Here is a 13,124-nt window from a genome sequence, read left to right as displayed (position 1 = left end):
CAGCGAACCCGCCTCCATAAGGAGGCGGGTTGCAGGAATGAGGTAGGCCTTAAGCTTCGGTAGCGAGGCTAATGAGGCCATAATCAAAGGCGTGACGACGATACACCACAGATGGACGGCCCGTTTCTTCATTTACAAATAGGTAGAAATCGTGGCCCACAAGCTCCATTTCACTCAACGCATCATCTACGCTCATTGGAGTTGCAGGGTGTTCCTTCGTACGGACGATTTGGCCAGGCATTGCATCGCTAACGGCGTCTGCATAGGGGTCCTCATCGTATTGGCCTTTGGCCTCTACCTTGGGGGCAACCTCAGTGACTAACTCAGCCGCTAATTCACCTGTGCTCATTGGTGCGCGGTGCCCTGAGCGGCTGATCTTCCGGCGAGCCTTCACTTTCCGTAAGGAGCGTTCCATGCGAGCGAGCGCAGTTTCCAATGCAGCATAGAAACTATCTTCTTTGGCCTCGGCGCGGGCAATATGCCCCTTACCGGTTGCTGTGATTTGGATCTTATCGCTTTCATCAGCACGGCGCGGATTTGGCTCATGCTGAAGCTCAACATGGAAAAAAGTGAGGGTTGGATCGAGATGCTCGATCTTGGCAAGTTTCTTTTGCACTCGCTCAGCGAAATGCTCAGGAACTTCCACGTTTCGTCCGGTGATACTCACCTGAGTTTCGGGGCGCAGAACGTTGCTTTCAGCAGGTCTGGTCACGTGCTCTTACCTCCCGGTATCGGCCACCGCATGTTGTGAGTGGGATTACTCAGAACATCCAACGGTGAACTGCACCTTCAGAATACATCTGGTCATAACCATCGCGCCACGAGTTATGCCGAACATACAACCAACACACCCGTGACCTGCACACCCGCGCTACGCAGCACAGATGCTGAGGCTTCCCCCGTTGCCCCCGTAGTAACAACATCATCGATAAGGAGGACTTTTTGGGGAATTTTCCGCACTGGTCGCAAGTTGATTCCGTGGGCTAGATTCGCTCTTCGCTGGGCGGGTGTAAGTCCCACAGAATCCCGCACATTGCTCCCATGTTCTAGACACGCGAGCACCGGAAAATTCGTGGCATTGCAAATGTGCGTTACGGGGTCTCCGCCGCGCAATCGTGCGTTTCGACGCCGCGTAGGTGCAGGCACTAAAACTAAGTCTCGGGGCAGCTCGCCTCGGGCGATAAGGTAATGAATTGCCGCTTGAATTACTGCCCCAATTTCCTTACGGATATCTGTTCTCCCGCGTTCTTTCATTGCCAAAATTACTTGTCTGTGCACGCCGGAATATGGCGCCAGAGCCCATACTGGAGCGAGTGGATCAACGGGCGTCGATACGCGCATTGGTAGTTGGCGTAGTTTTGTTCGACATTCCGCACATAGCCGCGAACCAGCAGCACCACAACCGGCGCAAGATTGCGGCAGTAATAATTCAATCAATTAGCCACAACCGGTGCGGCTCGGGTGCCTTGTAGCGCTGGTACTTCTCGCCAAAATGCAGAACCTTCAGCAGAGGTAGGAAGCCTAAGTACCGCACGGGAATCCGTGATGTAAATTGTGTTTGCGCTGGCCGCAATTGCAACCACTGGCGCAGTAACATTGCCTGCCGGAAGTGAAGATAATGCTGAACCATCAACCTCGATACGCCAGACCGGAGCATCAGAACTCGCGGTACCAACCAATAATGAGTCGTCCTGCTGCCAATCAAGGGTGAGGGCGGTGTCACCAAGTGTGGGCGCGACCTCAATCACATCGACTATTTTTCGCTCACCTGCACTAGGCCGGACCACGGTCCCCACATAGACACGGCCTCCCATAATTGCAGCAACACGGACACCCGAGCGAGAAAGTCGCAAAACGCTAATAGGATCTTCGGCTTGATCAAACTCCGAAGTGTCAACCTCTACTTTTGCGACCTCACCAGTGGTGGTAGAGCGCGCAACGCGAATCACCTGCTTTCCATCAGACACTGTCCACAGGGCAGCACCATCATGTTCGAAGGTTGGCCGAGTGAGAGACCGAGCTTCTAATGCCTCTGTACTTCCACCACCTTGACGCGATAATTCAAGTTTAGAACGGCGATTCTCACCTTCCCCACGGGCGATAACCGCTGCTGTAACCCCGCCCGCTGCAGACACATCCGCTGACTCAATTGAACCGGAAGACCCAAACTTCCCATTTACCGGAACCGCGCGGGAAGCATCAACCGTATACAGTGAACCACTACTCAGCGCATAGAGCGGCACCACCGCACCAGCGGCAGCATTCGGATTAAATTCCGCCACATCATCGACATTGAGTTCGGGAACATTCGAACCGTCGATTGTGACCTGATATGGAGCATTGACACCCGCTGAAGCGAGTGTCCACGTTAGTTGTGCATGGAATTGATGGCGGTCTTGTTCATCCAAATCACTCAGCCCAGTAAATGTGTATTTTCCTTCGTGTTTTCCGGCAAATGCCGCATCCTTTGGCGCTTTTGTAACCACACCTTGGGCCAATGGCCCTTGCGGTCCTTCCATCAATAATGAGATAAGCGCGGTATCTAGACTCGCCTGTCCGTTGTACACCCAGCGGCGATCTCGAACCAAGAATTTCTCCGTTGGATCAAAGAAAAATAGGTGATATGGCTGATAGTTTTTCCGCATTTCGGCGCGCTCCATAATTACGCCGGCAGGAAGTCCGGAAATACGCCATTCACCTTCTTCTCTATTGAGCTCAATAACGGTTTCATAGTCGCCGTGGTCGGGACGGTATACCCCACCTGGACCAAGCGCCCCCACAACAGTGCCGCGAACCACATAGGAAATAGCATCTTGAGAAGCCCCTGGCTTTGCATTTAAATCAATGCGATCCAAGATCATTGTGGTGGATTGGTCATCCCATTCATCCGCCATCTGCTTAGTTAAAAATGCGCGGGCCCCTTGATGCCGCTGTGTTGGAACCGCCGAGGCAGCAAAAAAATCGCGCAATAAAAGGTCCGGTTCTCTCCCAGCAACTGGGCCAGTAGCTGCGGTACTTGTTGGTGCGGCTGTAAATGATCGCAACACTTGAGGGGAGGATTCCCCCGGCACCGTAGTGCAGGATGCCAGCAATGCTGCCGCACTGATTATGGCGAGCAGCCTCATACACTAACCTCCTTGGACGGTGTGCTTTGAGTTTTATCGATCGGTGCTGGTAATTCCAGTGGAATTGGGCTTTCCTTATAGGGCTGTTTCGGTTCCCGTGGCAGGGTGAGCCGGAATCTGGAACCGCGACCTGGTTCGCCCACGGCGTCGAGAGTTCCACCGTGAAGTAGTGCGTCTTCGTGGGCGATTGCCAACCCCAACCCAGTGCCACCGGAATGCCGGACACGGGCGGGGTCAGCACGCCAGAAACGATTAAATACCAGCTCTTCTTGGCCAGGTTTCAAACCAACACCATGATCTGTTACGGCAATGCCCACGGCGTCTTCAGTGGCCACCACATCTACTTCTACGGGATTCCCTTCACTGTGGTCGATAGCATTTGCCAAAAGGTTGCGGAGGATACGCTCAATGCGCCGGGAATCAACAGTTACAGGCACTGGACCTTCTGGTTGCCGGAATGTAACCGTAACGCCGAGTTTTTCAGCTAGGTGATGCACTTGTTTCCAGGCGGCGGCTACGCATGTCTTAATGTCCGTTTGGCTTTCAGAAAGATCCGCCACGCCAGCATCATGCCGGGAAATTTCCAATAGATCATTAAGCAGAGATTCGAATCGGTCCAATTCACGAACCATTAGCTGGCTTGCCCGTTGTGTATACGGGTCCAATGAATCTGAATTATCAGCAATCATATCCGCAGCCATACGCACCGTAGTTAGCGGGGTACGTAGCTCATGGGACACATCGGAAGTAAATTGCCGTTGCAGATTCCCATATTCCTCCAGTTGGTGAATCTGCTTGGAAAGGTTCTCCGCCATAGTGTTAAAGCTGACCGCAAGGCGGGCCATTTCATCTTCGCCTTCCACCACCATGCGTTCACGTAAATGCCCAGCCGAAAAACGCTGCGCAATACGGCTAGCAGAACGCACTGGTGCGGTGACTTGTTGGGTAAGTAACCAAGCAATACCCACAATAAGCACAACTAAGACAATCCCACCTGCGGAAAGGAGACCACGCATTAGTGCTAGCGTGGATTCTTCGGCTTCCAGCGGCATTACAAGGTACACCTGTAAACCGGGAATATCAGAATCCGTAGGGGAACCCACAATAAGTGCCTTATATGGGTCACCATCAACCCGATTAATTGTGGCGAACTGGAAGGACACTTGCCCTTCACTAACAAAGTGTCGGAGTTGTTTTGGTATTTGATACCCCTCTGGGGAGGTGATATTGGAACCATCATCCACAAGGAGTACGGGTTCAAAAACTGTAGACGGGTCAGCGGCGGCACCATTACGGTTGGCCAATGATGCACGAGCTGAATTTACTCGGGTTTGGAGTGAGTTCGAGGTGTCGGTGGCTGCGATCTGTTGTTCTACTGCAATGCGGGCGCGGTCGATTTCAGAGCTAGCGATTTCAAGCTTGGCATCAACTAAACGCTGCGCAACAACATTCACCATAAAAAGGCCAAGCACGGCCACTACCAAGACGCTAGCGGCCAAAATTGAGCCAATGACACGCACTTGTAGCGAAGTGCGCCATAACTCTACTGCTTGGTGGCGGAGCAGGAAAAACTTCCGCCGAACATCGGCAACCACGATCTACCTACTATTCACCAAATCCTGTCTTATAGCCCACTCCACGCACCGTAAGGATAATTTGCGGATTTTCCGGATCCTTTTCAATTTTGGCGCGTAAGCGCTGCACATGCACATTGACCAAACGAGTATCAGAGGCGTGACGGTAACCCCACACTTTTTCCAATAACTCCTCCCGAGTAAATACCTGCCTAGGCTTACTTGCAAGTTCTAATAATAAATCAAACTCCAGCGGAGTGAGTTGGATCTCTTCCCCACCACGAGTGACCACATGTCCGGGCACATCTACCGTAAGGTCGCCGATTTCAATGACTTCCGCAGGACTATCTTCAGTGCGACGCAGCCGGGCGCGAATACGAGCAACGAGCTCCTTTGGTTTAAATGGTTTGTTTACGTAATCATCAGCACCAGATTCTAAACCAAGTACTACATCGACGGTATCGGTCTTGGCGGTAAGCATGACAATTGGCACGCTGGAAGTCTGCCGGATCGTGCGGCAAATATCGATGCCGTTCATTCCAGGAAGCATAAGGTCCAGCAAGATAAGGTCTGGCTGAACCCGTTCAGCGGTTGCCACAGCTTCCGCCCCGTCCATTACCGCGACAATATTAAAACCTTCTGACTCCAAAATTATAGAGAGCATTTCGGAGATTGCAGGGTCATCATCGACGACAAGAATGGTAGCGTTCATGGCTCCTATAGTTGCACACTACATTCCAAAACGGTGGAGGATCACCTCTGCTACGTCCCCCGCGTCGGCATTATGCGGGGCAATAAGCCAATCTGAAGCCCACTGACGCTTAGCCAAACGACGGTATGCATCAGCTGTTCGAGCCTGCAATCCATTATCCAACTCATATGCGTCACGACGCCGCGACGCATCCTGCCCGGCGCGCAGTTTAGCACGCTCACCTGCAACGGAGACCGGCGTATCCAAAAGCACTTGAAGATCAGGCAACGGTAATCCAAGGGTCGTAAACTCGAGTTCGTAGACCCAATCAATCACCGAATCATCGTTCAAACGGGCTGCCGAATATGCGGCATTTGAGGCAACATAACGATCTAATAGCAATACGCTATTTGCTGAGCACAATTCGTCTTTAGCGCCGAATCGATCCAATGCAAACATAGTTGCCATTCCATAAACGCTATCTGTAAGGTCACCCATCTGCCCATGCAGCGCTCTGGCCGCCAATTGCGCATGGATTGAGTCAGCGTAACGCGGAAACGCTATAACGTGGGCGTCGATACGCTGCTGTAAGGCGCTGACCAGCGTGTTCTTACCTGCGCCATCGATGCCTTCAATTGCAATAATCATTAGTAGCGGTAGTGCTCCGGCTTATAGGGGCCAGCGACATCCACGCCAATATACTCAGCCTGTTCTTTTGTAAGCTCAGTGAGCGTTCCGCCCAAAGCTTCGACATGTATGCGGGCAACCTTTTCATCGAGAATCTTTGGAAGGCGATACACCTCATTACGGTACTTTTCGCCGTTACAGAACAACTCAATCTGTGCAATGGTTTGGTCAGCAAATGAGGTAGACATCACAAAACTGGGGTGTCCCGTGGCATTGCCAAGGTTAAGCAAACGCCCTTCGGAGAGCACGATAATCGAGCGCCCATTCGGGAGAGTAAATTCATCCACCTGGGGTTTAATATTTACCCGGGAAACATCATCTCGGTGATTGAGCGAATGCATATCAATCTCGTTATCAAAGTGGCCGATATTGCCCAACACCGCATGATCCTTCATCTTGAGCATGTGGTCAAAGGAAATAATGCCTAAATTGCCCGTCGCGGTAATCACAATATCGGCGTCCTCGATGGCTTGATCCACGGTAACTACAGGGAAACCATCCATCAGAGCCTGTAGCGCATTAATCGGGTCAGCCTCGGTGACCTTTACGCGGGCCCCCTGGCCAGCCATCGCCTCTGCACAACCTTTACCCACATCACCATATCCGCAGATCAAGACGTTCTTTCCGCCCATAAGCATATCGGTGGCACGGTTAATCCCGTCAATCAAGGAATGCCGCGTCCCATACTTATTATCGAACTTGGATTTGGTAACAGCATCATTGACATTCATTGCAGGGAATGGCAATACTCCCTGCTCAGCGAAATGATACAAACGATGCACACCTGTTGTGGTTTCCTCGGTTACACCTTTGACTGCTTTTCCGATTCGTGTCCACCGCGAAGCATCTCGTTCCAAGGATGCACGCAACATGCCCAGGAAAGCGATGTACTCATCGGAATCTCCCTCGGATTCTGGTGGCACAAGACCTGCAGCCTCAAATTCAGTTCCGCGAATTACGGCCATCGTGGCGTCACCACCATCATCAAGGATCATATTGGGCAGGATTTCATTGCCTTGCTCATCACTACCCCAATCAAAAATTTGGTCGAGGCACCACCAATATTCGTCGAGGGTCTCACCCTTCCACGCAAATACGGGCACACCTTGAGGGTCTTCCGGAGTCCCGGAGCCAACTACAACAGCAGCCGCAGCCTCATCCTGAGTGGAAAAAATATTGCACGACGCCCAGCGCACTTGAGCACCCAAAGCAGTCAGCGTTTCAATAAGCACAGCGGTTTGCACAGTCATATGGATAGAACCAGCAATACGGGCCCCGCGCAATGGTTGCTCTTCCGCATACTCGCGACGCAACTCCATAAGGCCTGGCATTTCATATTCCGCAAGACGAATCTGATGTCGGCCAGCCTCGGCCAGTGTGAGATCAGCGACCTTAAACATGTGTAAGTGTGCTCCTGAGGCGTTGAGAAAACATTCCTCCACCACTGTAGCGATTCCAACAGATTTCTAAGGAAGTGGGTAAGGAGTGAAAGCTGTGACTACCATGCGACCAAAATCACAATGTTAGCTAAGTCACACTTTATGGATGGCGGTCAATTAAGCGCCTCCAAATAGACATCAAGGTCATCTTCGACATCTGACTGTTCCAGCACTTCAGCAGCAGCGGCATTCAGTTCCTCACCACCGTAACCTGAGAGTTCGCGAATAAACGGGTATTCATCTACAACATCACCCGCAGAATACGGAGCACCAGCCCAAATCGCAGCAATGGTCGCAGCACACAAACCATTTCGCTCATCATCTGCGGAAACATTGGTCCCGCCCAATACTAATTTGCAAGCATCTTCGATTGCCTCGACGATGTCTTCATTGTCCAAGCCTGAAAGCTCATCCAAAAACTCAACATTGACGTCTTCTGCGAAGATTTTCATATCCCAGGCACCCATGGCATTCCCCTACTTTGATGAAAGGTATTGAGGTCGATTCGCTGGCCGTGCTAGTCTCAGCGCTGTTACCAGCTTGTTACCTGTCAATGTAGTTGAGGAGAGTCGCCGTTGAAAGCGGAGACCCAAAGCTTTCTTGCCTTCGTCGCTGCGGGGTGCTTTGCCGCAGCGGTTATAGGCATTCTTGTGTGGAAGTTTTCTGAGGCCACGCCACGAGAAACTGTGGCTGGCATGCAGCACACCACATCTTCCTCTCAATCCCAACTCTCCTACTTCTCAGCACCTGTACCAGCTTCGACGATGCCTTCAGCACCGTCCATAACAGATTTGCCTCCGATTATTGCCGCCCTTCGCGGCGATCCTTTTCTAGCCCCCAATGCGCACATTTCTACCGGGACGGCAAACACACCAACACGTTTGTACCGTCCACAACCAGATAATGTGAGTACCACAACAGCAATGACTGTTGTTTCAACTACATCAAGCAAGCCAAGCACAGCGGTGCGCCCCGAGCCGACCGCTCAAAACAATCCACCACAGCAGGTCATTCCAAATACTGTTGCACCTCAACAAACATCAGCTCCTTCACGTCCTGATGTTCCACAGCAACCTGAAGACCCACGACCTGCTCCCACCCCAGACAATCCCCCGGTAACTACGGAAGCTCCGCAACCACAGCCTCCTGCACCGGCGCCCCCGCCTGCCCCAGAGCCGCCAAGCACCGAGACACCTACTCCGGAACCTCCAAGTACTGAAACACCCACTTCGGAAACTCCGAAGCCAGATCTACCAAAACCAGATCTACCTAAACCGGATCTACCAAGGCCTCCGGAGCCGACTACTGAACCAAGCCCTGAGCCATCAGAGCCACCTGCTCCAAGCCCGACAGAGCCCGAGCCAACGCCACCTGCACCGGAACCAATTCCACGGCCTACACCTCCTCGGCCAGGTCCAATACCTGAACCTCCGGCACCAAGTCCAACTGAAGAGCCAAGTCCAGCTCCGACCACAACGGAGAACCCTGCTCCACCACAGCTGCCACCGGCACCTCCAGAATTGCCACCAGGGCCTCCGGAGGTTACCGAGCAGCCTGAGGTGCCATCGCCTACAGAACAACCGCCTGCAACATCAGATGCTCAAGAACCCCCTGCCCAACCAGACCAACCGGAGCCGAGTCCTTCGGAAACAGTTGAGCATGAGGTCATTATTGAGGATGAAGATGCTGCGGTGTTCGTGGCACAGCCTAAACCCGCACCTACCGGATTATTCGCACTTCTAGAGCATATAATTCCATCAAAACCCTCAGACAAAGCTGAAGAGAAATCCACAGACAAGGAAAAATCAAAGAGCGAGGAATCTAGTTCAGAGTCAACGGACGAGAAAGATACTCGAAAACAAAAAGAAGATAAAGAACGTGCACGAAGGGAAGAAGAACCCCAAGAACCGTTTACACCAGAAACTATCTAATTTTTATTGGTGGATATAAAATACCCGGCAAGGAGTTCCTTGCCGGGTATTTTTACGTATCTACACACTGGCGACAAATACTTGATTTGATGGCTCTATACCTTGTATAGAAACACTCTTATTCCATTGAGCCGGCACCCATAAAGCCTCTGTCGGCATAAGGATCTTATCTTCGATTACAAGTTTCCCGCTGGTACAAAGTAAAATTGTGGGGCCTTGGATTTCAAGAGCTTTTTCTTCTCCAGCCACCAATTGAGCCGATGCCAGTGTAAATTCATCAGTTGGTACTGGATAATGCACCCATCCGTGTTTAATTTCTGTTTGGAGTTTAATATTTCGTAAGCTTTGGAATTTAAGTACTTTTACTAACTCTGGAACATCAACGTATTTTGAAGTTAAACCACCACGTAAAACATTGTCACAATTAGCCATTATCTCTACACCCATACCACGCACATATGCATGTAATTGGCCAGCGTCTAAGTATATTGCTTCACCAGGTTGCAGTGTGAGTTTATTAAGTAATAATGCACCTAAAACCCCAACGTCTCCAGGATAAATATTCGCAATTTCAATAAGGTTTTTACATGCTTCCTCAATCCAGCCATGCTCAGAGGTGCCAGCAATATGCGCCCGTGCTTTATCTACTAACGCCCCAATAAGTTCGTTTCGTGCAGCTGTCGGGATAGTGATCCAGGTGGTAAATAGCGCACGTAGGTTAGCTTCCTCGTCCGCTGGGGCACCGATAAGCATCGTGCGGTAGCGTTCCAACTCCGGGCAGGCTAGCGCATCGAATAATATTGCGGTTTCTGCAAGAGGCCGGAATCCAGCCATCGCCTCAAATTCCGTAAGGGCAACAATAAGTTCCGGTTTATGGTTATCGTCTTTGTAGTTTCGCGTCGGGTCCTGGATCGCAATACCCGCTTGGTTTTCCCGAGCAAATCCTTCGATTGCTTGTTCACGCGATGGGTGTGCTTGAAGACTTAACGGCTCATTCGCCGCGAGTATTTTCAGCAAAAAAGGTAGATTTTCACCGTATTGCTTTAGTACTCGCGGCCCCAACATGCTTTCTGGGTCTTCGGCAATGCAATCAATAAGTGGTTTGCCATTGAGTAGCGAGGATCCTCCTGGATGGGCACCAAACCAAAGTTCTGCTTCAGGTGAGGCACTTGGCTGTTCACCTCGTAATTTTGCGATTGCTGTGCGAGAGCCCCAAGGGTAGGCGCGAATAACGCCAGAGAGCAATTCCACGAAGTTCCGTCCTATTCATGAAGTTCGAAAACGGCTGCGGCTAGGGCACGAACAATGAGTCGAGCGGCCGTCGCCAAGCGACCTAATTGAGTATCTGGGCAGTGTTGCGCGTAGGTCGCGGTAGCAAATGCAACCGAAGGGGCATGGTCAACACCCCACATAACAACCTTTAAGCGTAGCATCGAGCCTTCTGAGTCCAAGAATGGATCATGGAATAGATCGCCGCTATCAGGAACTCGTTCACTCACGGATTCCATTACGGTAGCGTCGGCGGCAAAGCACGGTATTCCATTACGCTGCCATACTCGGGCAATAACTTCGGCTGCGGCCTGAAATTCTGGAGTTGAGGTATGTATTACACAGGCGTCGGCAACCGCTGTACGAAGTTGCCTGGCTGGATTCATATCGGTGTCACGCTCGGGACTTAAGGCCAAAAGATCTTCATCGATGGCATTGGCAACTCGTTCGAGTTCTTCTGCTACCAGGTGCTTATCAAAGGCAAGCGATTGCAGTATTGCGAATAGTGCGTATGCTAACCGAATTGGATTCTGCTCTGGCCCTGCGGTTGGCGGTACCGGAATATAAGGTGCCGGGCTTTCGTCGCGCAAATAACTCGACCCTTGGACCAAAATAGTTCTCGCCCCTCGGCGCATAGCTTCACTCATAGCAGCTGTTGCACGTTCTTCTACACGCAAGGAACCATCAGTGGCCACCAGTAGGATATCCAAAGGGCCAGTGTAGAGGGGCAGTTCGGCTGTAACTACCACTGGGCATGGAGATTGAAGAGTGCTGAGCACTAGCCGTGCTACCGCAGCATCTTCGGCACTTTCAGAAAGTAGAATAACGCTGCGGGCCATCATGCCTTCAAGGTCAGCGAGTTCACCTGCCTCGATGTATTGCGCCAGTGCCCGAACATGAGCACCGGTGTGCGCGACGTCGAAAAACCGCACAATTTCCGGATCGTAACGTGAGCCATCCGAGTAGGAGAGGTCCATACCGTCCCACACTAGTGAAAAATCAAGCCCGAATAATCGCCAAGATTTCGGCTACCAATGAATCCACTTCATCCTGAGAGGGAGCCTCAACATTTAGCCTGAGTAATGGTTCAGTATTGGATGCGCGCACATTAAACCATGCTGGTGTACCAACCAGCTCGACAGTGACACCATCTAAGTGGTCCACATGTTCCGTACGGTGAGCAAATGCATCAAGCACGGCTTGGGTGCGCTCAGCTTGAGCTTGTGCGGACGCAAGCCGAGAGTTAATTTCTCCAGATGCCACGTATGGGCTGTAGCGCTCCATAAGTTTCGAAAGCGGCTGCTCCTGCCCACCCAACGCCGCGAGGACATGCATTGCAGCAAGCATGCCGGAATCAGCATTAAAAAATTCGGTGAAATAGTAATGCGCAGAATGTTCACCACCGAATACTGCCCCAGTTTCGGCCATTTGTGCCTTAATAAAAGAGTGCCCAACGCGGGTGCGTACAGCTGTCCCGCCGTGAGCAATGATTGTTTCGGGGACAAATTTTGAAGTAATGAGATTATGAATAATCGTTGCACCGGGATACTGCGCTAAATAGCGCTCTGCCACAATCGCACAAATCGCCGATGGACTTACTGGTGCCCCGGTTTCATCAACCACAAAACAGCGGTCAGCATCGCCATCGAACGCTAGCCCGATATCTGCCCCGGTTTCGACTACAAACTGTTGTAGATCTACAAGGTTTTTAGGTTCCAGCGGATTAGCTTCATGGTTTGGAAAATTCCCATCAAGCTCAAAATAGAGCGGCTCGATCGCTATTGGTAGCCCCTGTAATACCGCCGGAACGGTCAATCCACCCATACCATTGCCAGCATCTACAGCAACCTTTAAGGGCCGGATATTGCGTAGGTCTACCAACCCACGGAGAAATTCGCCATAGCTTTGTAGTACGTCGCGGTCTTCTATTGTGCCGGTGCGCCCATCCCAGAGTGGGACGCCGTTTACTAAATCGTCGATAATTGTTTTGAGTCCAGATTCTTGCCCGACTGGTCGCGCGCCTGCTCGGCACATTTTTATACCGTTATATTCGGCAGGGTTATGGCTCGCGGTAAACATAGCGCCGGGGCACTCTAATACACCTGACGCATAATAGAGTTCATCAGTTGAGGTCAGACCTAGGGCAATAACATCAAGCCCTTGTGAGGCTGCACCTGAGGCAAACGCAGCGGACAGCTCTGGGGAACTATCACGCATATCGTGTCCGACCACAATCACGCCTGCTCCCTCGGTGCGCATGAGCCGCCCAAATGCCGCACCTGTGTCTCGCATGAATTCTGCGTCGAAACCATTACCTACTATTCCGCGAACATCATAGGCCTTAATTACAGCTTCAACGGATTCACGGGTTCGCATAGAGCACTCCTTGGGTAAGCGAAAAGCACTAC

12 protein-coding genes are annotated in these 13,124 nt (G+C 51.5%); 1 reads left to right on the top strand and 11 read right to left on the bottom strand.

The features are described 5' to 3' along the window. Positions 1–49: 49 nt before the first annotated feature. The 8 genes from hpf to CFREI_RS02920 all read right to left on the bottom strand — a co-directional run bounded on the left by hpf (position 50) and on the right by CFREI_RS02920 (position 7,983). Entirely contained in the window at positions 50–712 is a 663-nt protein-coding gene (gene hpf / locus CFREI_RS02955; RefSeq protein WP_027012512.1) for a ribosome hibernation-promoting factor, HPF/YfiA family, read from the bottom strand. 113 nt (positions 713–825) lie between these two features. Then, positions 826–1,437 (bottom strand): ComF family protein, encoded by a 612-nt coding sequence (locus CFREI_RS02950; RefSeq protein ID WP_240483204.1) that lies wholly within the window; start codon positions 1,435–1,437, stop codon positions 826–828. Beyond that, positions 1,434–3,125: an MtrAB system accessory lipoprotein LpqB gene (lpqB, locus tag CFREI_RS02945; protein ID WP_027012510.1), complete on the bottom strand. Its 1,692-nt coding sequence runs from the start codon at positions 3,123–3,125 to the stop codon at positions 1,434–1,436. Before lpqB ends, CFREI_RS02950 begins: the two co-directional genes overlap by 4 nt. Continuing rightward, positions 3,122–4,720, bottom strand: coding sequence for an MtrAB system histidine kinase MtrB (gene mtrB, locus CFREI_RS02940; RefSeq protein WP_276201886.1), 1,599 nt, complete (start codon positions 4,718–4,720; stop codon positions 3,122–3,124). Before mtrB ends, lpqB begins: the two co-directional genes overlap by 4 nt. 10 nt (positions 4,721–4,730) lie before the next feature. After that, positions 4,731–5,411: an MtrAB system response regulator MtrA gene (gene mtrA / locus CFREI_RS02935; protein WP_027012508.1), complete on the bottom strand. Its 681-nt coding sequence runs from the start codon at positions 5,409–5,411 to the stop codon at positions 4,731–4,733. Positions 5,412–5,429: 18 nt separating this feature from the next. Beyond that, the gene (locus CFREI_RS02930; RefSeq protein WP_027012507.1) at positions 5,430–6,038 is read right to left on the bottom strand and encodes a dTMP kinase; all 609 of its coding nucleotides are present in this window, start codon (positions 6,036–6,038) and stop codon (positions 5,430–5,432) included. After that, positions 6,038–7,477, bottom strand: coding sequence for an adenosylhomocysteinase (gene ahcY / locus CFREI_RS02925; protein ID WP_027012506.1), 1,440 nt, complete (start codon positions 7,475–7,477; stop codon positions 6,038–6,040). The genes CFREI_RS02930 and ahcY overlap by 1 nt, the downstream gene beginning before the upstream one ends. 152 nt (positions 7,478–7,629) lie before the next feature. Continuing rightward, on the bottom strand, positions 7,630–7,983 hold the full coding sequence (locus tag CFREI_RS02920) for a DUF4259 domain-containing protein (protein ID WP_027012505.1): 354 nt from the start codon (positions 7,981–7,983) through the stop codon (positions 7,630–7,632). A 108-nt stretch (positions 7,984–8,091) separates the two neighbouring features. Here CFREI_RS02920 and CFREI_RS02915 point away from each other — a divergent pair, with 108 nt between their 5' ends. Further along, on the top strand, positions 8,092–9,447 hold the full coding sequence (locus CFREI_RS02915) for a hypothetical protein (RefSeq protein ID WP_027012504.1): 1,356 nt from the start codon (positions 8,092–8,094) through the stop codon (positions 9,445–9,447). Between the two features lie 60 nt (positions 9,448–9,507). Here the strand turns inward: CFREI_RS02915 and manA are convergent, their stop codons facing one another. From manA to CFREI_RS02900, 3 genes are read right to left on the bottom strand one after another with little or no spacing between them, the layout of a single operon-like run. Next, complete coding sequence (gene manA, locus CFREI_RS02910) at positions 9,508–10,698, bottom strand: mannose-6-phosphate isomerase, class I (protein ID WP_027012503.1); 1,191 nt, start codon at positions 10,696–10,698, stop codon at positions 9,508–9,510. An 11-nt stretch (positions 10,699–10,709) separates the two neighbouring features. Beyond that, complete coding sequence (locus CFREI_RS02905; protein ID WP_035111977.1) at positions 10,710–11,693, bottom strand: hypothetical protein; 984 nt, start codon at positions 11,691–11,693, stop codon at positions 10,710–10,712. Between the two features lie 22 nt (positions 11,694–11,715). Continuing rightward, complete coding sequence (locus CFREI_RS02900) at positions 11,716–13,092, bottom strand: phosphomannomutase/phosphoglucomutase (protein WP_027012501.1); 1,377 nt, start codon at positions 13,090–13,092, stop codon at positions 11,716–11,718. Between the last annotated feature and the right edge of the window lie 32 nt (positions 13,093–13,124).

It is taken from the genome of Corynebacterium freiburgense, assembly GCF_030408815.1.
Taxonomy (GTDB): Bacteria; Actinomycetota; Actinomycetes; order Mycobacteriales; family Mycobacteriaceae; genus Corynebacterium; species Corynebacterium freiburgense.
Note: the sequence above shows the minus strand (reverse complement) of the source record. Positions and strands in the feature narration are given on the sequence as shown.